Here is a 20,546-nt window from a genome sequence, read left to right as displayed (position 1 = left end):
CAAGCAATTCTAAGCTTTTCTTTATTTGAAAAAGTCCTACCCTCGCGATGCCATCGTCCTGATGGCCGCTCGGCTCGGCACGTCCTGTGCCGAATTACGGACTTTTCCAAAGCCTAAAGCTAAGAATTGCTAAAGCTCATGAAAGAGCCTAATAAAATCCTTTCATGGGGCTTTTTCATACTTTAGCTAACAAGTAGGTTTGTTAAAAATCTGTGTGTTTTTAAACATCCTATTTTTTATGATATAATTTATGTAGTATTTGATACGAGGTGATGTTATGGATTATAGAGAGGCTTTAAAGTACATAGAGAGTGTTGGAAAATTTGGAATGAACTTTGGGTTGAAAAGAATAGAAAGAATATGTGAACTTTTAGGTAATCCACAGGAAAGATTAAAAGTTATACACGTTGCAGGTACCAATGGAAAAGGTTCAACGGTTACTTTTGTTTCAAATATTTTGATTGAAGAGGGGTATAGAGTAGGTATATATACATCTCCACATTTAGAGAGATTTACAGAGAGAATTAAAATAAACAATGAAGAAATATCTGAAGAGGATGTTGCAGGGCTTATAGAAGAGATAAAGGAAATTATTAATACGGTTGTAGTTGAGGGATATGAACATCCTACAGAGTTTGAGATAGTAACTGCCTGTGCATTAAAGTATTTTGCTGAAAAGAAGGTTGATTTTGTAGTGTTAGAGGTTGGACTTGGTGGAAGGCTGGATGCTACAAATGTTGTAAACTCACTTCTTTCAATAATTACTTCTATAAGTTACGATCATACTAATATTTTAGGAGATACTATAGAAAAGATTGCCTATGAGAAGGCAGGAATAATTAAAAGAAATAGACCTTTAGTTTTGTATCCTCAAGTTGAAGAAGCAGAAAGAGTTATAGTTAAAAGGGCGGAGGAAATGGATTCAAATACATATTATGTAAAAGATGCAGAGTGGGATGTGAAGGAGGACACAATAAAGGGGATAGTGTTCGATGTAAAAATAAAAAATAGGGTATATAAGGATTTGAGGATAAGGATGATAAACAGGTATCAAGTTAAAAATGCTGTAACTGCCCTTATGGCAATAGAGGTTTTAAGGGATTTAGGATATTCTGTTTCAGACAAAGCTATATATGAAGGGTTAGAAAAATCAGTATGGCCAGGTAGATTTGAGATATATAAGGAAGATCCATATATAGTTCTTGATGGTGGACATAATGTTCAGGGAATTATGGAACTTATATATGGTCTAAAGAAATACTATATAAATAAAAAAATAAAGATAGTGTTTGGAGTATTAAAGGATAAGGATTATATAAAAATGGTAGATGAGCTTACAAAAGTCTGTGATGATTTTATAACAGTAACTCCTGAAAGTTTAAGAGCACTAAAGGCAAAAGATTTAAAAGAATTTATAGAAGAAAGAGGTAAAAGGGCAGTAGCCTTTGATAATATGAAGGAGGCTGTTGAATTTACTATAAATAATAAGGATTATGATGTTTTGGTATTCTGTGGTTCACTTTATATGATAGGTGATGTTAGAAGAATATTAAATTCTATTTTTAAAAAAGAAGAAGAATGAATATAATATATTAAAGTACTAAGTTTTGGGAGGAAAAATTGTCTGTTGATATTAAAGAACGAGTTAAGCTGGCTTATGAGATATATTATTTTGCAATTAAAAATGAGGATAAAATACCCAAGGAACTTGTTAATGTGGCAAAGATTATATGTAATGATACGATTAAAGCTGCTAAAACGTTAAAGGTTGGCTTAAATTATGATGAGCTGGCAGATAGGATTTTAAAATAGAATTATAAAAATATAATTTATATTATGAAGTTGATTAAAAAGTTATATAAGAGCCCTATGGAAAGATATGAGTCTTAAAATTCCATAGGGCTTTTATTATAGTTTGCTTTATATTTAAGAAGGTTTTTATTTTTTATTTAATAGGTTTGTTAGATTATTATATATCTCTTCACCAGAGTTTTTCCAGTTGGTTCGTATTAATTCAATATCCTCCATAGTTTTAACTGGAAGTTTTATTTCAATTAGATTTTTTGATCCCTTTTTTAAAATTAAATTTACTTCAAATCCATCCTTAATTGGCATATATTCAGCAGCAGGTTCTATTTTCTGTGTGCTTTCATTTTTGTTTTCAAAATAATCATCTAATTGTTCAATTTTTGAATCGGGTATTCTATTTAAAAAGAAATTCAATGTGTCAGAGCCTTTACTACTAATTACTAAATATTGTTTTTTGTTATCGGTTATGGTATTTATAAAACCAGTATTTATGAGTTCAGATATATACTGCTGAAGTGTAAAGTAGTTTATTAGGTTATTTTCTAATATAATTTGTGTTAGCTGTGAATTAGTAGATGGCTTATTTAGTTTATTTAGTATGTATAAAATAATTAGTTTGTTTATGGCTAAATCTGTTACATCCATTTAATTTTTTCACCTCTTCATTTAATATCAAATTTATTATACCAACAAAGTTATCTATATTTCAACAAAATAGGATTAATTTTTTACAACAATATAGACATAAAAACAAGAAGGGTTAATCCCTTCCTGTTTATAGTTTTTCTAATTGTTTTCCGCTCATAAGTTCCTTTTCAGCCAGTGCAATCATTCTTTTAACCATTGCCCCACCGACTCTTCCGCAATCCTTTGATGGGATATTTCCCCAATAGTCTTCAGAGCCTTGATATACTGGAATCCCAAACTCTGATGCGATTTCATATTTTATATTGTCTAAAATTTGATGAGCTTCTGGAACCAATTGAGTTCTTCCTGAACCATTCTGTCCTGCTGCCATTTTTATTCCTCCTTATGTACTTATGTTTTTGTTTAATTATAATTTGTGTAGTTTAGTAAAAAATATGTTAGGAAGTTAAAGGAAAAGGGTTGCGGATTGCAACCCTTTTAGGTCAATTTTTCTTTGATAGGGATTTTTCTGTCTTTTCTTGTACCATGTCGTTTAACACTTTCTAATTGAGCCTTTTGAGATTTTGCTTCTCTGTGATAATGTCTATCTTGTCCTAATAGGTTTTCTGAAGCAAATTCCTCTTGATGCCCAAACAGGTTTGTAAAGCGTGCCTTTCGCATGGTCATAAAAATCCCTCCTTTATTGACCTTATCTTTATTATTTGTTTCTATTTAAAAATTTAATACAGTTGTTTTAAATTTAAATTTATTAAAATAAATATGTATAAATAGAATATTTTGGAGGGAATGATTATTGAAGGTTTTAATTTTAAGTAAAGAAAAAATAAAAAATATTGGGGTTGTTTTTTTAATTGTTTGTATTGCAGTATTATTTAAACTATTAGGTGGGTATAAGCTTATAGATGTTTTTTTAAATTCAAAAGCTGACTTGCCTATTTATTCGGTGGAAACTAAGGAAAAAAGGGTTGCTTTAACATTTGATATTGGATGGGGGGATGAGTATATACCTTCGATTTTAAAAGTATTAGATGATAATAATGTAAAAGCAACGTTTTTTATATTAGGAACGTGGGTTGATAAATATCCAAACAGAGTAAAGGAAATAGATTTAAAGGGGCACGAAATAGGAAATCATTCAAATAATCATATTTACTTTACAAGGCTTACAAAATCTAAAATAAAGGAGGAAGTATTTACAGCAAGTAGTAAAATAAAAAAGATAACAGGAAAGGAAACTAAATTGATGAGGGTACCGTATGGTGATTACAACAGTGAAGTAATTAAAGCAATAGAAGAAACTGGACATTATTGCATACAATGGGATGTTGACCCTATTGATTGGAGGACTATATCCCATCAGCAAATTGAAAAAACAGTTATATCAAAGACAAGAAATGGTTCAATAATTCTTTTGCATAATAGTAGTATGGAAACAGTAAAAGCATTAGATACAATTATAAAGGAACTTAAAAATAAAGGATATGAATTTGTTAAGGTATCAGATTTGATATATAAGGACAACTATTATATTGATTTTACAGGTAGGCAGAAGCCATTAAGTGAGTAAATATATACTAATAATGTTTTTAAGCCTCCTCCATTGAATAAATAATAAAAAAATGTACAAGATATTAAAATAAGAGAGGAGGTTTAACTATGATAATAATTGGTATATTTGGAAGTAGAGGAAAGTCCTTTGTGGGTGATGTACTATTAGAATTTTTTAAGAAACATAAAAAAAATGCCTATGTAATTGGAACAAAGGACGATAGTGAGGAATCATTTTTTAATCTATTAAGAAATAGTATAGATTATATAATTATAGAGATTTCAAGAGAAGATATAATTAACAACAAAATAAACAAAATAAAGTTTGATATATTAATACACACTGCTCTTGAATATGAAAAGGAAAGCCTGATTAAGTCTTATCAAAATTTAATTTCAAATCTAAAGGAAAATGGATATATTATTCTTAATGCAGATTCAATTCAAAAGATAGATTATGTATGTGAGAAAGTTTATCCCATTACATATGGTTTAAATGAACGTACAACAGTATCAGCCTCAAGCATTGATGATATGAATGAACTATGCTTTAGTTACTGCCTTCAAAGAAGTATAGTAACTATAAATGGTAAATTAGTTCAGCCTTTTGAAAAACCACTTAAAGTTAAGGGTAAATACCAAGATGTCTATTATTATCTTGCTGCTTTAAGCACAGTTTTGTGTTTAGATTATGAATTTTAAAAAAATAGGTATAAAAAAATAAAAATCATAATATTTATATTTTAGATAATAAAATCAAAAATGTACAAAGGGGATGGGATTATGAACGATTATCAATTAACATCAAACAAAGTGTATATTGAAGGCAAGGTAGTTTCGGAACTATCCTATAGTCACGAAATGTTTGGGGAAGCTTTTTATAACTTTACTGTTGAAGTGCCAAGGTTAAGTGAAACTGTTGATAGGCTACCTATTACTGTTTCTGAAAGACTTCTACCAACTGTTGATGTAAGTATTGGAAAGATAGTTAGTATTAAAGGACAGTTGAGGTCCTATAATAAAGTGGTGGATGGCACTAATAGATTGATACTAACTGTTTTTGCAAGGGATATTAATAACATTGATACTATTAGTACAAGCCCCAATGAAATATATTTAGATGGTTATATTTGTAAATCACCAGTTTATAGAACTACACCATTTGGAAGAGAAATAACAGACATATTAATTGCAGTAAATAGGCCATATAATAAATCAGATTACATACCAGCTATTGCGTGGGGAAGAAATGCAAGATTTTCAAGTACACTTGAAGTAGGAACTCATATAAAGATTACTGGAAGAATACAAAGTAGAGATTATGAAAAGAAGATTTCAGAAACAGAAACAGTAAAGAGAACAGCTTATGAGGTATCTATAACAAAGATGGATAAGGTTGAAGAGTAAAAAATAAGTTAACAAAAGGTTTATCCCTTTTGTTAACTTATTTTCTTAAGTCCTGAAGTATTTGTGTTTTATTTTTGGTTTTTTCATCAACCCTTTTTATTACTTTAGCTGGAGAACCAGCAACAACTACATTTGGTTCTACATTCTCTGTAACAACAGAGCCTGCTGCAACTACAGCACCTTTTCCAACTTTAACTCCCTCTAATATAACTGCATTTGCTCCAATTAGAACGTCATCCTCAATAATAACAGGGTCTTTGCTTGGAGGTTCTAAAACACCTGCAATAACAGCACCAGCTCCAATGTGAACATTTTTTCCTATTTTACCTCTTGCACCAACTACAGCATTCATATCAATCATTGCACCTTCACCTATTTCAGCACCAATATTAATTACTGCTCCCATCATTATAACAGCATTTTTACCAATTGAAACACCTTCTCTAATTATTGCACCAGGTTCGATTCTTGCTTCAATATGCCTAATGTCAAGCATAGGTATTGCAGAATTTCTTCTGTCCCATTCAATTCTATATTTTTTAATCTTATCTTTATTTTCATTAATAAACTTTTCGATTAAATGATTTTCTCCAAATAGAATAAAAAAGTTTCCTTCTCCATATATTTCTATTTCTTCATTTTCTATTCCTTGTAAATTACCATTTATATAAACCTTGACAGGTGTAGTTTTTTTAGCGTCCTTGATGTATCGTGCTATTTCGTATGGATTTGTTAAATCATATTCTGTTTTCATATCCATTATTTACCCTCCTTATAAATTATTATCAATAAATATACAATAGTATAAATAGTTTGTCAAATATAAATAAAAGTAGTATTCTATAATTAAGGATATTACGGGGGTGATATTATGCTACAAAAAGGATGTATTCAAGTTTATACAGGTAATGGAAAAGGCAAAACAACTGCTGCTGTAGGGCAAGGAGTAAGAGCTGTAGGAAGAGGACTTAAGGTTTATATGGTACAGTTCTTAAAGGGAAATGATACAGGGGAATTACATAGCTTAAAAAAATTAGAGCCTGATTTTAAGGTTTTTAGGTTTGAAAGGCCAAGAGGATTTTTTTGGACTTTAAGTGAAGAGGAAAAGATTGAACTTAAAAAGGATATTGATAAAGGTTTTGAATTTTGCAGGGAAGTTTTAAAAAATAGGGAATGCGATGTATTAATTATTGATGAGATGATGGGAGTTTTATCAAATAAACTTTTAGATGTACAAGAAGTAGTGGAGTTTTTAAAATCCAAACCTGATAATGTAGAGATAATATTAACTGGAAGAAATGTTCCTCAAGAAATAGCAGATGTTGCAGATTTGATAACTGAGATGAAGGATATTAAGCATTATTTCAATGAAGGAGTTCCAGCAAGAAAAGGAATAGAGTTTTGAAAAAGTTATGTAATGATTAGCCCCATGAAGGATTTTAAGGCATTCGTTCATTTCGCAAAGCAATTCTAAGCTTTTCTTTGTTTGAAAAAGTCCTACCCTTGCGATGCCATCGTCCTGATGGCCGCTCGGCTCGGCACGTCCTGTGCCAAATTACGGACTTTTTCAAAAGCTAAAGCTAAGAATTGCTAATGCTCATGAAAGAGCCTTTGAAATCCTATCATGGGGCTTTTTTGTACTTTAACTAATAATTAGGTTTGTCAACAATCTGGAAATTACATACCTATTTATGTGGGTAATTTTTTTATAAAGTGGATATGAATTTCTCAAGCCTATCTAATGCTAATTTTAATTCATCCATCGAATATGCGAAGGAAATCCTTATATGTCCCTCTCCATATTGTGAAAAGGCACTTCCAGGTACAACTGCAACTTTTTCATTTTCTAATAAACTTAAAGCAAAGTTAAATGAGTTGTTTGAATACTTTTTTATATTTGGAAACATATAAAAGGTTCCTTTAGGTCTTACAACATCAAATCCCATTTTTATAAGCCGTTCATAAACATAGTCTCTTCTTTTTTTATATTCATTTTTCATTGTTATTGAATCGTCTATTCCATTTGTTAGAGCTTCAAGGGCAGCATATTGGCTTATAGATGTAGCACAAGTATTTAGGTATTGATGCACTTTAATCATATGTTTTGTTATGTATCTTGGTGATAATGTATATCCTATTCTAAATCCAGTCATAGAATGGGATTTTGACAGTCCGTTTATTACAATTGTTTTATCCTTTAAATTATTAAGTGCTGCTATTGAATTATGTCTTTCTTCGTATATAAGTTCACTATAGATTTCATCTGATAAAATAAATATATTTTTATCTTGAATGAAATCTGCTATTTCATTTAATTCATCTAAGTTTAAGCATTGTCCTGTTGGATTTGATGGATAAGGTATAATTATGCATTTAGTTGAAGAACATATATTATCTTCAAGTAATTTTTTAGTTAATTTAAAATTAGTATTTGAAGTATCTATGTATTTTACCTTTGCACCACATAGTTTTACGACAGGTTCATATCCCGGATAACAGGGTGCAGGAATTAATACTTCATCGCCTATATCTAATATAGTTTTAAGTGTTATAAATATTCCTTCACTTGCACCACAAGTTACTATAATTTCATCATCGGGATTGTAATATAGATTATATTTTTTTTGAACAAAATTTGATATAGCTCTTCTTAGTTCAATAATCCCTGCATTGTGGGTATATATAGTTTTGTTATTTTCTAATGCTGTCTTTGCAGCTTCTTTTATGTGATTTGGTGTATTAAAATCTGGTTGTCCTATAGTAAGTGAGATTACATTATCATATTTTGATACCATATTATAAAACTTTCTAATACCTGATATTTCTATGTTCCTAACGTTTTTATTTAATAAATTTTCCATAATAACCTCCATCAGAAGACACTAATTTTTAAAAGCCCCATAAAGGATATTTTGAAATTAATTACAGATGAATGAAGATATATCCTTTATGGGGTTAGCTATAAATTTATTTTAATATCCAACAATTGGTTAATAAGGTTAACTGTTTATTACATCCTGCATTGTATAAAAACCATTTTCTTTTCCAAATAAATATCTTGCGGCTTTTATTGCACCATAGGCAAATACATCTCTTGAAAGGGCAGAATGCTTAATTTCTATATTTTCAAAGGGGCCTGCGAATAATACTTCGTGTTCACCAACTATATTTCCACCGCGAACAGCATGTATTCCAAGTTCATTTTTTTCTCGCTTTTGAGTTTTTGAATGTCTACCATAACTATAGTTTAATACATTTTCTAATGATTTATTTATTGCATCTGCAATCATTAATGCTGTACCACTTGGTGAATCAAGCTTTTGATTATGATGTTTTTCGATTATTTCTATATCGAAATTTTCATAGAGTACCTTTGCAGCTTGTGAAACTAAAGATAAAACTAAATTAACACCAAGGGACATATTAGCAGAATTTAGTATAGGTATAAATTTAGAGGCATCATACATTTTATTTTTTTCCTCTACAGAAAAACCTGTAGTACAGATTACTAATGCTACCTTATTCTTTTTACCATAATCTAATATAGAATCTAAACAGGTGTGATTTGAAAAATCAATTAATACATCAACCTCTTCTTTAACTTCATCTAATTTTGAATATACTGGATAAGAATTGATAAATTTTGTTGTATCCTTATCAACACCACATACAACTTCAATATCATTAAGTGTTGATATAATTTTTGTTAAAGTCTGTCCCATACGTCCATTACAACCGTGCAATAATACTCTCATACATTCACCTCTAAGCAAGCTTTATTCCGTAATTGATCATTTCTTTTTTTAATATTTCAATATTTTTAGGTGACATATCAACAAGAGGCAGTCTTAAGTGTCCTACCTTCATTCCCATTAGATTCATAGCAGTTTTTACTGGGATAGGATTAGTTTCAATAAATAATGCTTTTATTAATTGAATCATATTAAGTTGTATCTTTAATGCTTCTTTGTATTTACCTTGTAGGAATAATTCACACATATCGTGAGTATCTTTAGGAAGAATATTAGCAACAACAGAAATAACACCTTTACCTCCAAGTGACATTATTGGTATAACTTGATCATCATTTCCTGAATAAATCTCGAGGTTATCACCACAGAGCTGTGCAATTTCAGCAACTTGGGATATATTTCCGCTTGCTTCCTTTACAGCAACTATATTATCAATTTTTGAAAGTTCAAATAGAGTTTCAGGGAGTATATTAAATCCAGTTCTTGAAGGTACGTTATAGATTATAATAGGTTTTGTAACAGCAGAAGCTATTGCTTTAAAATGTTCGATTGCTCCTCTTTGAGTTGTTTTATTATAGTAGGGTGTTATAACTAAAAGACCATCTACACCAATTCCATCAGCCCACCTACTCATATCTACTGCAGCTTTAGTATTGTTGCTTCCTGTTCCTGCAATAACAGGTATTCTTCCCTTTACAACATCAACGGTAAATTTAATAGTTTCTTTTCTCTCTTGTTCAGACATAGTTGAGGCTTCACCAGTTGTTCCACATATAATAATTGCATCTGTCTTTTGGTCTATATGCCATTCAATAAGTTCTTCTAATTTTTTAAAGTCAACTCCGTCTTCGTTAAATGGCGTTACTATTGCAACACCGCTTCCAGTAAATAGGCTCATTTACAACCCATCCTTTCTAAAAAAATATCCTTAATATTATTATATAGTACTACTTGATTAAAAGTTCAGCAATTTGTACAGCATTTGTTGCAGCACCTTTTCTTATGTTATCAGCTACAACCCACATATTGATACCGTTTTCCACACTTTCATCACGTCTTATTCTTCCAACAAAAACTTCATTTTTTCCCTCTGCTAATATTGGCATAGGATAAACATTATTTTTAACATCATCCATAAGCACTATGCCTTTGCTTTGCTTTAATATTTCCTTTAACTCATCTATTTCAAAGTTCTTTTCAAACTCCACATTTATAGATTCGCTATGACCATAAAATACAGGAACTCTAACAGTTGTTGCTGTAATCTTTAAATCAGGTCTATGCAGTATTTTTCTTGTTTCGTTTATCATTTTCATTTCTTCCTTTGTATAGCCGTTATCCATAAATACATCTATGTGGGGTATTATGTTATATGCAATTGGGTGAGGGAATTTTTTTGGTTTTTCTCCATTAATTCCATTTATTAAATCTTCATATCCACCCATCCCAGCACCTGATACTGCTTGATATGTTGAATAGATAATTCTTTTTATTCTATATATGTCATCAAGAGGCTTTAGTGCGACCACAGCTTGAATAGTTGAACAGTTAGGATTTGCAATTATGCCCTTATGCCATTTTATATCCTCTGGATTTACTTCAGGAACAACAAGAGGTACATCATCATTCATTCTCCAAGCACTACTATTATCAACAACAATACAGCCTTTACTTGCTGCGATTGGTGCATATTTTAAACTTGTAGATGCACCAGCAGAAAATAAGGCAATATCAATACCTCTATCAAAGGAGTCTTCTTTAAGTTCCTCAACAATATAATCTTTATTGTTAAAAATGATTACTTTTCCAGCTGATTTTGAAGACGCGAAAAGAAAAAGATTTTCAATAGGAAAGTTTCTTTCCTTAAGTACATCAAGAAATTTTCTGCCAACCATACCAGTTGCACCAACAACTGCTAATTTAATGCCCATTATATTTCCCCCTTTTTAGTTTTATCTAATATAGTTTATAAAATAATTTTATACTTTATAACATATATTTAAGGATAATTATATACTATTAATTTATAATTATGCAACAATAGGTATCGATAAATAATTGTCGATTTTTGTAATAAATTCATATTACAAAAAATATTGACATTATAGAAAAACGCTGGTAAAATACAGAAAAAAGAAGAAACGCATTTATTATCCTTCAAATTTTATTGTTGTTTAGTTCATATTTATTTATTAAATGAAAAAAGTTGATAATACCATTCTAAAATTCTGAAAAATATCATTGTAATCTGTGGAATAAATTTGTAAAAAAAACATACAGTTTTATTAGGAATATAACCCGGCTGGGTTATAAATATAAATTTATATTAAAGGGGGAGCAGAAATGAACAAAAAACTTGCGAGTTTTGCTGCGGGATTATTGGCAGCTATGATGCTATTAACATCCTGTGGCCCAAGTAAACAAACAGAAACAAAAAGAAAGGACGTAGCTACAGTAGAAAAGGCTACAAATCCAGCTAAACTACCTGATGCATCAAAAAATAGAAAGGATACATTAATTGTTGGTACAACAGCACCATCAGGTAAGTTCAATCCAATTTATTCAGATTCAGTTTATGACTCTTGGGTAGTTAGCCTTGTATTTGACGGATTAATTTCAAATGATGAACAGGGTAACCCAACTCCACTTATCGCAAAGGAATGGAAGATATCAGAAGATGGTAAGACTTATACTTTTACATTAAATAAGGGTGTTAAGTTTAGTGATGGTCAAGAAGTAACTGCAGAAGACGTAGCATTTACATTTACTGCAATTTGTGACCCAAGCTATGATGGACCAAGAACAGATGCAGTTTCAAGTTTAGTTGGATATAAGGAATATAATGAAGACAAAGAAGGAAAGGTTAAGGAAGTTGCTGGTATAAAAGTTATAGATAAGTATACAATATCATTTACATTAACAGAACCAAAGGCTCCAGCTATATATGATTTTGGTTATGGTATTATGCCAAAGCATATTTATAATTTTGAAAAGGGTAATATAAAGCCACTTAAGGACAAGTTCCTAAGCCCAGTAGGTGCTGGTCCATACCTATTTAAAGAATACAAGGCTGGACAAGAAATCGTATTTGAAAAGAATCCAAACTATTGGAGAGGCGAACCAAAGATTGCAAAGATAGTTATGAAGGTAACAAATGCTACTACAGTAATACAAGAATTAACAACTGGTAGTGTTGATATCGATAGAGTTCCAAGTAAGCCAGAACAAATTGACCTTGTTAAGAAGGCAGAATTCTTAGATATTTATAGATATCCATCAAATAGCTATGGATACATAGGATGGAATTTAAGAGATGAAAAGTTTAAGGATAAAAAGGTTCGTCAAGCACTTGCATATGGATTAAATAGAGCAGGCTTCATTCAAGCTTACTACAAGGGACTTGGAGATGTATGTAATGCACCTGTATCAAAGGTTTCATGGGCATATACAGAAGATGTAAATAAGTATGAATATGATCCTGAAAAGGCAAATAAGCTTCTTGATGAAGCAGGTTGGGTAAAGAAGGAAGACGGATACAGATATAAGGATGGTAAGAAGTTTACAGTTCACTGGATGACATATACAGGAAGTAAGTATGTTGAAGCATTAACTCCAATTCTAATTGAAAATTGGAAACAAATAGGTGTTGAAGTAATTCCTGAATTAATGGAATTCAGCACACTTGCACAAAAGGTATATGATGAACAAAAATTTGAAATGTATAATATGGCTTGGTCACTATCAATTGACCCAGATCCATCAGGAATATTCTCAATTGAACAAGATAAGCTTGGTGGATTCAACTCAGTAGGTTGGAGAAATGAAGAATCAGAAAGACTTATGAAGGAAGGCCTAAAAGAAACTAATATGGAAAAGAGAAAGGAAATATACCAAAAGTGGGTAAAACTTGCTAATGAAGAATTACCATATCTATTCTTAAGCTATTCAAATGACACTTATGCTGTAAGTGCAAAGGTTAAGGGATTAAGACTATCACCATTTACAGATTGGACATATGATATCCACAAAGTTGAACTTCAAGATGTTAAATAATAAATGCCCGGCCTTATGCCGGGCTTAATTTAGGGGGGATACAATGAGACAGTATATAACAAGAAGGCTTTTACAGATGATACCTGTGCTTATAGGGGTATCTATTATTATCTTCTTAATATTTCAAGCAGCTCCAGGTGATGCGTTAACTGGTATGATGGATCCTAAAATGTCATATGAAACAAAGCAAAAATTAAGAAAGCAGTTACACCTTGATGAACCAGGTATTATTCAATATAAATATTGGGTGCAAAACGTTTTAAAGGGTGATTTTGGAGAATCCTTTTATTTTAAGCAACCAGTTGGAAAGGTTATGAATACATATATCTGGAATTCATTTTATCTTTCACTTGCATCATTTATTTTAAGTGTATTAATTGCAATTCCTATAGGGGTAATTTCTGCAACAAGGCAATATAGTTTTATGGATTATTTCTTTACTGTATTTGCCTTGATTGGTATATCCATGCCGTCCTTCTTCTTTGGATTACTTTTGATTAAATGGTTTGCTGTTGATATAAAATTATTCCCAGTTTCAGGTATGATGACTGCAGGAAGCACAGCGGTTGGATTTGCCAAATTTAAAGATGTAATGTACCATATGACATTACCTCTTATAGTATTAACGTTAGGTAGTGTTGCGGGTCTTATGAGATATACACGCTCAAGTATGCTTGAAGTTATAAGACAGGATTATGTAAGAACAGCAAGAGCAAAGGGATTAAGAGAAAAGGTCGTAATTTATAAGCACGCCCTTAGAAATGCTTTAATTCCTGTTGTTACAATATTTGGTATGTGGCTACCAGGCTTATTCTCAGGGGCTATGATAACAGAAGCAATATTTAATTGGCCAGGAATTGGACCTATTGAGCTTTTGGCTGTAAATAATAGAGATTATCCACTATTAATGGGTATAAATATGCTTCTTGCGTTTTTGACCCTCCTTGGAAATCTAATAGCAGATGTAACCTATGCATTAGTTGACCCAAGAATTAGATTAAAGTAGGGGGTGTGAGATATGGCAGAACTTAAAAAGAATACGAATAAAAATGTTGAATTAAAGGGTGCAAAAAAAGAAGATATTATGAGCCCTTGGAAGGTTGTTAAGCATAGATTAAGAAGAAACAAACTTGCAATGGTTGGTCTATACACACTATTATTTATGATTATACTTGCTATTTTTGGACCTATAGTACAAAAGTATGTATTTGGTATAACAATGGAAAAAATTGATTTATACAATATTTCGGCACCACCAAGCCTAAAGCATCCACTTGGAACTGATGAGGTTGGACGTGATATTTTAACAAGACTTATGTATGGCGGTAGAATATCTCTTACAGTAGGTATTGTTGCAGTTTCTATAAGTGTTGTAATTGGTAGTATAATTGGTGGAATATCTGGTTACTACGGCGGAGTGGTTGATGGGATTATAATGAGACTTGTTGATATATTTATGTGTTTCCCATTCTTCCCACTACTACTAATGCTTGCAGCTGTTCTTTCAGATTATAAGGTTGATCCAAAGTATAGAATATATTTTGTTATGATTATAATAGGTATATTGAGCTGGACAGGCCTTGCACGTATAGTAAGAGGACAAATATTATCCTTAAGAGAGCAGGAATTTATGCAGGCTGCTGAAGCACTTGGTCTTAGAGATAGAAGGAAGATTTTTAGACATCTTCTTCCAAATACCTTTGCTTCAATTATCGTATCTGCTACTTTAGGTATAGGTAGTGCAATTCTTTCTGAGTCTGCATTGAGCTATCTTGGTTTAGGTGTAACTCCACCATACCCATCTTGGGGACAAATGGTTCAGGTTGCAACTGACTATTATGCAATGCAATATGAGTATTGGAAGTGGATACCTCCTGGTGTTTGTATATTCTTAACAGTTATGGCAATAAACTTATTCGGAGATGGATTAAGAGATGCACTTGATCCAAAGCTTAAAAGATAGGGGGTATTAGAATGGGTGAATTATTGAGTATAAAGAATTTAAAGACTTATTTTTATACAGAAGATGGTGTAATAAAGGCTGTTGATGACGTTAGTTTATCAATAAGAGAGGGAGAAACATTAGGTGTAGTTGGTGAATCTGGATGTGGTAAAAGTATAACTGCTATGTCTATACTTAAGCTTATTCCAAATCCACCTGGCAAAATTGTTGATGGTGAAATTATATTTGATGGTAAGGATTTAACAAAGGCAACCGATGAAGAAATCAGAAAAATACGTGGAAACAAAATATCTGTTATATTTCAAGAACCTATGACTTCATTAAACCCTGTATTTACAATAGGTGATCAAATAATAGAAGCTATAGTTCTACACCAAAATATGAATAAAGAAAAGGCACGTGAAAAGGCTATAGATATGTTAAAGTTGGTTGGTATTCCAAGAGCAGATGAGGTTGTAGATGCCTATCCACACGAACTGTCAGGTGGAATGAGACAAAGGGCAATGATTGCAATGGCAATGGCTTGTAATCCAAAGCTTTTAATAGCAGATGAGCCAACTACTGCACTTGATGTTACAATTCAAGCACAAATACTTGATCTGATGAGAGATCTTAAGAATAAAACTAATACATCTATTATACTTATAACTCATGACCTTGGTGTTGTTGCAGAAATGGCAGACCACGTTGTTGTTATGTATGCTGGAAAGGTCGTTGAAGAGGCTAATGTATATGAAATATTTAAAAATCCAATGCATCCATATACATTAGGATTGCTTGAATCAAAGCCAATATTAAATCAAGATAAAGATAGATTAAATTCTATACCCGGACAAGTACCAAATCCACTTAATATGCCAGAGGGCTGCTATTTCCACCCCAGATGTTCAAAGGCTATGGACATATGTAGAAGGGAACAGCCAGAATTTTGTAGTGTAAAAGATGGTCATAAGGTGGCTTGCCACCTCTACAGGGAGGTGAAGTAAAATGGCTGAAACTTTATTAAAAGTAGAAAATCTGAAAAAGTACTTTCCAATAAAGGCAGGAGTATTCCAAAGAACAGTTGGATATGTAAAGGCGGTTGATGATGTTTCATTCGAGCTAAAGGAAGGTGAAACATTAGGAGTTGTTGGAGAATCAGGGTGTGGAAAATCAACAACAGGAAGAACAATATTGAGACTTTTAGACAAAACAGATGGAAGCGTGTATTTTGAGGGAAAGGATATATTTAAGTTAAGTAGAAAAGATTTAAGAAGCATAAGACCTAAGATGCAGATTATATTCCAAGATCCATATAGTTCATTAAATCCAAGAATGACTGTAGGTGAAATTATAGGTGAGGCACTTGTAGATCACGGATTAGTATCTAAGGGGGAAGTTAAGGACAGAGTACTTGAGGCAATAGAAATGTGTGGACTTGCACCTTACCACATAAGAAGATATCCACACGAATTTTCAGGTGGACAAAGACAGAGAATTGGTATTGCAAGAGCACTTGTATTAAATCCAAAATTTATAGTTTGTGATGAACCAGTATCTGCTCTTGACGTTTCAATTCAATCACAAATTGTAAACCTTTTATGTGATCTACAACAAAAGTTTGGTTTTTCATATATGTTCATATCCCACGATTTAAGTGTTGTAAAGCACATAAGCCATAGGGTAGGTGTAATGTACTTAGGTTCACTTGTGGAGCTTGCAGATAAGCACGAACTTTATAAAAATCCACTGCATCCATATACAAGAGCATTGCTTTCTGCTGTTCCAATTCCAGACCCAACGCTAAAAAGGGAAAGGATAATATTGCAGGGAGATATTCCAAGCCCAGCAAATCCTCCAAGTGGATGTAAATTCCATACAAGATGCCCATACAAAAAGGATATTTGTTCACAGGAAATACCTAAATTTAGAGATGTGGGCGGAGGACACTTTGTTGCGTGCCATTTAGTATAAAATATACCCCCTCAAGGATAAAATAATCCTGAGGGGGTGTTTTATATGACAACACCATTTAAAAAGAAGGTAAAGGCAAAGATTAAAGCTAAAAAGCCTTTAAGTGAAGAAGAACTTGAAAGGGAAAAAATTAAGTATGAAATAGCAGAGGAATTAGGGCTTATAGATAAAGTTAAAAAATACGGTTGGAGTGGTTTAACGGCAGAAGAGACTGGCAAAATAGGTGGAATAATGACAAAGAGAAATAAGGATGCAGGTAGAAGATGGAATAAATAGGGGCAATTATGCCCCTTATAGATATGTCTTTAATAGTTTTAATTGCCCCTCTATTGTAAATTCTTCTTCTTTTGCTGGAATCATAAAAGTTTTACCTAAAAATATATCAAATACATCTCCATTATAAGTGAGTCTTCCATTGCCTTCGATACACATATAAATATAAAAGGATTCTCCATTTGTTTTATCAATGTATTTATTTTCTACAGTGATTTCATCAACAGAGAAGTAGTTGCACTTTGCAATATTAGATAAACTATAGCCATTAAATTTTTGGGATACTGGTGATACTACTTTACCACTTATATTAAAATCAATTACATCAAGAGCCTTTTCAATATGAAGTTCTCTTGGTTTACCGTTTTTATCAACTCTATTCCAATCATATACTCTATAGGTAGTATCGCTATTTTGTTGTATTTCTGCAATTACGATTCCATCAAGTATAGCGTGAACGGTGCCAGAAGGAATAAAAATTACATCACCCTTTTTAACAGAAACATAATTTAAACAATTTTCCAATCTATTGTTTAATAGAGCTTCTTTAAATTCTTGCTTTGTTGTTCCTTCCTTTAAACCATATATAAGCTTAGCATCATCCTTTGCATCAACCACATACCACATTTCAGTCTTACCAAAATCTCCTTCATATTTAAGTGCATATTCGTCGTTAGGATGAACTTGAACAGAAAGTTTATCATTTGCATCTATGTATTTAATTAGAAGAGGAAATCTATCATATTTTAAAGCTTTAGTTCCAAGTAGTTCTTCTTTATATATATCTATTATTTCTTGTAGAGTTTTTTCTTTATATTTTCCATTTTCGATTATACTCATTCCATTTTTATGACAACACACTTCCCAGCTTTCTGCAGTTTTTTCATAGGGCAAATTACGACCAAGTATTTTATTTAAATTTTGTCCTCCCCATATAATTTCTTTATAAACAGGTTGAAAAAATAATGGATATAGCATAAAATACCTCCTGTAAACTATTTTATTTATTCTTACTTTATTTTAACAAAATGACAAAACAAAATAAATATAGGAGTTGAAATAAATGGAACAATATTCAAATTTATCTTTAGTATATGATGAGCTTATGGATGTAGATTATAATAAATGGGCAGATTTTGTTAGCACATATTTTAAAAATAAAAATATTGAATTAAAATACAAAAAAGGTCTCGAACTTGGCTGTGGTACAGGAAATATGACTATTTATTTAAAAAAACTTGGATTGGATTTAGTGGCATTGGATAGTTCAGAGGATATGCTGACAAAGGCAGAGGAGAAATTAAGAAGTGAAAGATTAAGAGTTTCACTATTGAAACAGGATATAAGGAATTATAATTTAAACAAAAAATTTCCCTTTATATTTAGCTTTTGTGACTGCTTTAATTACATAACAAACCTTATAGATTTAGAAAATTCCTTTAAAAATGTTTATAATCACTTAGAAGATGGTGGTTATTTTTTATTTGATATTAGCACAGAATATAAGTTAAGAAATCTAATAGGAGAAAAGACTTTTACATTAAATAGAGAGGATATATGCTATATATGGGATAATTATATAAATGAAGATATATTGGAGATGTATATTACCTTCTTTGTAAAGGAAGGAAAATATTATAGAAGGTTTGATGAAAGGCATTTACAAAAAATTTATAGGGTTGAAGAAATCATAGAAATTATAAAAAAAATAGGTTTTAAAGAAGTTGAAGTTTTTGATGACTATAAATTTAAAGAATATAGTCAAGATAGTATTAGAGCTGTATTTGTGATAAAGAAATGATAATAATTACTCATCTTCATCGCAAAGTTCAACATCTTTATCTTTAACTCTGATGCTGATTTTTAAATAGTCATTTTCTATTTTTATTTTTTTTTACCATCTTTAGATTGACGTACCTTTACTTTTAGTTTATCTTTTTGGGTATCCACAAAAAACACCCCAATAGATCATTATATAATTATAATATTCTTTAATTTTTGAGTGTTACAATGATTATACTTTAAATATTGACTTGTATTGTACAGATTTGTATAATTAACCTAACTTTTATTCAAAAAATATTTTATATTTTAGGAGGAAACAATATGGGTAAATTAGTTAGAGCAACAGCCTCAAATGGAGATATAAGATTATTTGCAGCAATTACAACAGATATAGTAGAAAAAGCAAGACAAATACACGATTTAAGCCCAACTGCATCAGCAGCCCTCGGTAGATTATTAACTGCAGGTAGTATAATGGGAGCAATGTTAAAGGGTGAAAAGGATACGCTGACATTGTCTATGAATGGTAGAGGGCCAGCAGGTAATTTAGTAGTTGTTGCAAATTCAAAGGGGAATGTAAAGGGTTACATCTCAAATCCACACGTAGATTTGCCATTAAATGATAAGGGAAAACTTGATGTTGGTGGTGCAATAGGTAAGGATGGATTTTTAAACGTAGTAAAGGATATGGGGCTTAAAGACCCATATGTAGGAAGTGTACCTTTATATACTGGTGAAGTTGGAGATGACATTGCATATTATTTTACAGTTTCAGAACAGGTTCCATCTGCAGTAGCATTAGGTGTTCTTGTTGACACAGACATTTCTATAAAATCAGCTGGAGGATTAGTTATACAAATGATGCCTGGTGCAAACGAACTACTTGCGGATATAATCACATTTAGACTTCAAGAGATACCACCGCTTTCAACACTTATAGCAGAAGGTAAAACTTGCGAAGATATATTAAATTTACTTTTTGATGATATGGACTTAAAAATACACGAAGAGATAGATATAGCGTATGAGTGTGATTGTTCAAGAGAAAGAGTTGAAAAGGCACTTATTGCATTAGGAAAAGAGGAACTTGAGAGATTAAAGGAAGAGGAAGAGATTATGCAGGTAGAGTGCCATTTTTGTGAAAGAAGATACCAATTTACAAAGGATGATATGCAAAATTTAATAGATTCTATTAAATAATAAATATAATTGCTCCATTATAGATGCTGTATTAATCTATAAGTGGGGCTTTAAAATTTGGCTCTTTGTCAATTGTTGGGGCGGGTATTCGATTAGAATGCCTGTCCTTTCTTATTTGAGAGTGATTTTAGAAAGATAGGTTAGATTGGGGAGAG

The 20,546-nt window shown here is 31.5% G+C and carries 23 protein-coding genes; 14 read left to right on the top strand and 9 right to left on the bottom strand.

The features are described 5' to 3' along the window. The first annotated feature begins 277 nt into the window (after positions 1-277). Together JG776_RS09750 and JG776_RS09745 are read left to right on the top strand one after the other, a co-directional pair. A complete protein-coding gene (locus tag JG776_RS09750; protein ID WP_291967006.1) occupies positions 278-1,582 on the top strand; it encodes a folylpolyglutamate synthase/dihydrofolate synthase family protein in 1,305 nt (434 codons plus the stop codon). Positions 1,583-1,620: 38 nt separating this feature from the next. Continuing rightward, complete coding sequence (locus tag JG776_RS09745; protein ID WP_291967004.1) at positions 1,621-1,812, top strand: hypothetical protein; 192 nt, start codon at positions 1,621-1,623, stop codon at positions 1,810-1,812. 126 nt (positions 1,813-1,938) lie between these two features. Here JG776_RS09745 and JG776_RS09740 read toward each other — a convergent pair whose 3' ends face one another. The 3 genes from JG776_RS09740 to JG776_RS09730 form a co-directional block, all read right to left on the bottom strand. Next, positions 1,939-2,454 carry a DUF4364 family protein gene (locus JG776_RS09740; RefSeq protein WP_291967002.1) on the bottom strand — a complete coding sequence of 172 codons (516 nt, stop codon included), beginning with the start codon at positions 2,452-2,454 and terminating at the stop codon, positions 1,939-1,941. 130 nt (positions 2,455-2,584) lie between these two features. Beyond that, positions 2,585-2,827: an alpha/beta-type small acid-soluble spore protein gene (locus tag JG776_RS09735; RefSeq protein WP_027307677.1), complete on the bottom strand. Its 243-nt coding sequence runs from the start codon at positions 2,825-2,827 to the stop codon at positions 2,585-2,587. 107 nt (positions 2,828-2,934) lie between these two features. Then, positions 2,935-3,123 (bottom strand): hypothetical protein, encoded by a 189-nt coding sequence (locus JG776_RS09730; protein ID WP_273962300.1) that lies wholly within the window; start codon positions 3,121-3,123, stop codon positions 2,935-2,937. A gap of 127 nt (positions 3,124-3,250) precedes the next feature. Between JG776_RS09730 and pdaB the strand changes: the two genes are divergently transcribed. The 3 genes from pdaB to JG776_RS09715 all read left to right on the top strand — a co-directional run bounded on the left by pdaB (position 3,251) and on the right by JG776_RS09715 (position 5,412). Next, positions 3,251-4,024: a polysaccharide deacetylase family sporulation protein PdaB gene (gene pdaB, locus JG776_RS09725; protein WP_291966997.1), complete on the top strand. Its 774-nt coding sequence runs from the start codon at positions 3,251-3,253 to the stop codon at positions 4,022-4,024. Between the two features lie 89 nt (positions 4,025-4,113). Next, a complete protein-coding gene (locus JG776_RS09720; protein ID WP_291966995.1) occupies positions 4,114-4,707 on the top strand; it encodes a Mur ligase family protein in 594 nt (197 codons plus the stop codon). An 81-nt stretch (positions 4,708-4,788) separates the two neighbouring features. Then, a complete protein-coding gene (locus JG776_RS09715) occupies positions 4,789-5,412 on the top strand; it encodes a single-stranded DNA-binding protein (RefSeq protein WP_291966993.1) in 624 nt (207 codons plus the stop codon). 37 nt (positions 5,413-5,449) lie between these two features. On the opposite strand, the gene dapD is transcribed toward JG776_RS09715, so the two are convergent. Further along, complete coding sequence (gene dapD / locus JG776_RS09710) at positions 5,450-6,172, bottom strand: 2,3,4,5-tetrahydropyridine-2,6-dicarboxylate N-acetyltransferase (protein WP_291966991.1); 723 nt, start codon at positions 6,170-6,172, stop codon at positions 5,450-5,452. A gap of 111 nt (positions 6,173-6,283) precedes the next feature. Here dapD and JG776_RS09705 point away from each other — a divergent pair, with 111 nt between their 5' ends. Then, a complete protein-coding gene (locus JG776_RS09705) occupies positions 6,284-6,817 on the top strand; it encodes a cob(I)yrinic acid a,c-diamide adenosyltransferase (RefSeq protein WP_291966990.1) in 534 nt (177 codons plus the stop codon). Between the two features lie 301 nt (positions 6,818-7,118). Here the strand turns inward: JG776_RS09705 and JG776_RS09700 are convergent, their stop codons facing one another. The 4 genes from JG776_RS09700 to JG776_RS09685 form a co-directional block, all read right to left on the bottom strand. Beyond that, complete coding sequence (locus JG776_RS09700) at positions 7,119-8,273, bottom strand: aminotransferase A (RefSeq protein WP_291966988.1); 1,155 nt, start codon at positions 8,271-8,273, stop codon at positions 7,119-7,121. A gap of 138 nt (positions 8,274-8,411) precedes the next feature. Then, the gene (dapB, locus tag JG776_RS09695) at positions 8,412-9,167 is read right to left on the bottom strand and encodes a 4-hydroxy-tetrahydrodipicolinate reductase (protein WP_291966986.1); all 756 of its coding nucleotides are present in this window, start codon (positions 9,165-9,167) and stop codon (positions 8,412-8,414) included. 10 nt (positions 9,168-9,177) lie between these two features. Continuing rightward, complete coding sequence (dapA, locus tag JG776_RS09690; RefSeq protein WP_291966984.1) at positions 9,178-10,062, bottom strand: 4-hydroxy-tetrahydrodipicolinate synthase; 885 nt, start codon at positions 10,060-10,062, stop codon at positions 9,178-9,180. A 49-nt stretch (positions 10,063-10,111) separates the two neighbouring features. Continuing rightward, a complete protein-coding gene (locus tag JG776_RS09685; RefSeq protein WP_291966982.1) occupies positions 10,112-11,095 on the bottom strand; it encodes an aspartate-semialdehyde dehydrogenase in 984 nt (327 codons plus the stop codon). A 412-nt stretch (positions 11,096-11,507) separates the two neighbouring features. Between JG776_RS09685 and JG776_RS09680 the strand changes: the two genes are divergently transcribed. From JG776_RS09680 to JG776_RS09655, 6 genes are read left to right on the top strand one after another with little or no spacing between them, the layout of a single operon-like run. Next, the gene (locus JG776_RS09680; RefSeq protein ID WP_291966979.1) at positions 11,508-13,217 is read left to right on the top strand and encodes a peptide-binding protein; all 1,710 of its coding nucleotides are present in this window, start codon (positions 11,508-11,510) and stop codon (positions 13,215-13,217) included. A gap of 43 nt (positions 13,218-13,260) precedes the next feature. Beyond that, the gene (locus JG776_RS09675; protein ID WP_027307665.1) at positions 13,261-14,223 is read left to right on the top strand and encodes an ABC transporter permease; all 963 of its coding nucleotides are present in this window, start codon (positions 13,261-13,263) and stop codon (positions 14,221-14,223) included. Positions 14,224-14,235: 12 nt separating this feature from the next. Next, positions 14,236-15,180: an oligopeptide ABC transporter permease gene (gene opp4C, locus JG776_RS09670; protein ID WP_291966976.1), complete on the top strand. Its 945-nt coding sequence runs from the start codon at positions 14,236-14,238 to the stop codon at positions 15,178-15,180. An 11-nt stretch (positions 15,181-15,191) separates the two neighbouring features. Then, on the top strand, positions 15,192-16,166 hold the full coding sequence (locus tag JG776_RS09665; RefSeq protein WP_291966974.1) for an ABC transporter ATP-binding protein: 975 nt from the start codon (positions 15,192-15,194) through the stop codon (positions 16,164-16,166). 1 nt (position 16,167) lies between these two features. Then, entirely contained in the window at positions 16,168-17,133 is a 966-nt protein-coding gene (locus tag JG776_RS09660; RefSeq protein ID WP_291966972.1) for an ABC transporter ATP-binding protein, read from the top strand. 45 nt (positions 17,134-17,178) lie between these two features. Further along, the gene (locus JG776_RS09655) at positions 17,179-17,409 is read left to right on the top strand and encodes a small, acid-soluble spore protein, alpha/beta type (protein ID WP_291966970.1); all 231 of its coding nucleotides are present in this window, start codon (positions 17,179-17,181) and stop codon (positions 17,407-17,409) included. Between the two features lie 15 nt (positions 17,410-17,424). Here JG776_RS09655 and manA read toward each other — a convergent pair whose 3' ends face one another. Continuing rightward, positions 17,425-18,384, bottom strand: coding sequence for a mannose-6-phosphate isomerase, class I (manA, locus tag JG776_RS09650; protein ID WP_291966968.1), 960 nt, complete (start codon positions 18,382-18,384; stop codon positions 17,425-17,427). 85 nt (positions 18,385-18,469) lie between these two features. Here manA and JG776_RS09645 point away from each other — a divergent pair, with 85 nt between their 5' ends. Further along, the gene (locus JG776_RS09645) at positions 18,470-19,207 is read left to right on the top strand and encodes a class I SAM-dependent methyltransferase (protein ID WP_291966967.1); all 738 of its coding nucleotides are present in this window, start codon (positions 18,470-18,472) and stop codon (positions 19,205-19,207) included. A 305-nt stretch (positions 19,208-19,512) separates the two neighbouring features. Further along, positions 19,513-20,391, top strand: coding sequence for an Hsp33 family molecular chaperone HslO (hslO, locus tag JG776_RS09640; protein WP_291966964.1), 879 nt, complete (start codon positions 19,513-19,515; stop codon positions 20,389-20,391). The last annotated feature ends 155 nt before the right edge of the window (positions 20,392-20,546 follow it).

The sequence above is a fragment of the Caloramator sp. genome (assembly GCF_020054765.1).
Taxonomy (GTDB): domain Bacteria; phylum Bacillota; class Clostridia; order Clostridiales; family Caloramatoraceae; genus Thermobrachium; species Thermobrachium proteoclasticum.
Note: the sequence above shows the minus strand (reverse complement) of the source record. Positions and strands in the feature narration are given on the sequence as shown.

Bases quoted from the DNA above. Each gene is read 5' to 3' on its own strand.
- JG776_RS09750 (WP_291967006.1), top strand. From the start codon at position 278: ATGGATTATAGAGAGGCTTTAAAGTACATAGAGAGTGTTGGAAAATTT.
- JG776_RS09740 (WP_291967002.1), bottom strand. From the start codon at position 2,454: ATGGATGTAACAGATTTAGCCATAAACAAACTAATTATTTTATACATA.
- JG776_RS09735 (WP_027307677.1), bottom strand. From the start codon at position 2,827: ATGGCAGCAGGACAGAATGGTTCAGGAAGAACTCAATTGGTTCCAGAA.
- JG776_RS09730 (WP_273962300.1), bottom strand. From the start codon at position 3,123: ATGACCATGCGAAAGGCACGCTTTACAAACCTGTTTGGGCATCAAGAG.
- JG776_RS09720 (WP_291966995.1), top strand. From the start codon at position 4,114: ATGATAATAATTGGTATATTTGGAAGTAGAGGAAAGTCCTTTGTGGGT.
- JG776_RS09715 (WP_291966993.1), top strand. From the start codon at position 4,789: ATGAACGATTATCAATTAACATCAAACAAAGTGTATATTGAAGGCAAG.
- dapD (WP_291966991.1), bottom strand. From the start codon at position 6,172: ATGGATATGAAAACAGAATATGATTTAACAAATCCATACGAAATAGCA.
- JG776_RS09705 (WP_291966990.1), top strand. From the start codon at position 6,284: ATGCTACAAAAAGGATGTATTCAAGTTTATACAGGTAATGGAAAAGGC.
- JG776_RS09700 (WP_291966988.1), bottom strand. From the start codon at position 8,273: ATGGAAAATTTATTAAATAAAAACGTTAGGAACATAGAAATATCAGGT.
- dapB (WP_291966986.1), bottom strand. From the start codon at position 9,167: ATGAGAGTATTATTGCACGGTTGTAATGGACGTATGGGACAGACTTTA.
- dapA (WP_291966984.1), bottom strand. From the start codon at position 10,062: ATGAGCCTATTTACTGGAAGCGGTGTTGCAATAGTAACGCCATTTAAC.
- JG776_RS09685 (WP_291966982.1), bottom strand. From the start codon at position 11,095: ATGGGCATTAAATTAGCAGTTGTTGGTGCAACTGGTATGGTTGGCAGA.
- JG776_RS09680 (WP_291966979.1), top strand. From the start codon at position 11,508: ATGAACAAAAAACTTGCGAGTTTTGCTGCGGGATTATTGGCAGCTATG.
- JG776_RS09675 (WP_027307665.1), top strand. From the start codon at position 13,261: ATGAGACAGTATATAACAAGAAGGCTTTTACAGATGATACCTGTGCTT.
- opp4C (WP_291966976.1), top strand. From the start codon at position 14,236: ATGGCAGAACTTAAAAAGAATACGAATAAAAATGTTGAATTAAAGGGT.
- JG776_RS09665 (WP_291966974.1), top strand. From the start codon at position 15,192: ATGGGTGAATTATTGAGTATAAAGAATTTAAAGACTTATTTTTATACA.
- JG776_RS09660 (WP_291966972.1), top strand. From the start codon at position 16,168: ATGGCTGAAACTTTATTAAAAGTAGAAAATCTGAAAAAGTACTTTCCA.
- JG776_RS09655 (WP_291966970.1), top strand. From the start codon at position 17,179: ATGACAACACCATTTAAAAAGAAGGTAAAGGCAAAGATTAAAGCTAAA.
- manA (WP_291966968.1), bottom strand. From the start codon at position 18,384: ATGCTATATCCATTATTTTTTCAACCTGTTTATAAAGAAATTATATGG.
- JG776_RS09645 (WP_291966967.1), top strand. From the start codon at position 18,470: ATGGAACAATATTCAAATTTATCTTTAGTATATGATGAGCTTATGGAT.
- hslO (WP_291966964.1), top strand. From the start codon at position 19,513: ATGGGTAAATTAGTTAGAGCAACAGCCTCAAATGGAGATATAAGATTA.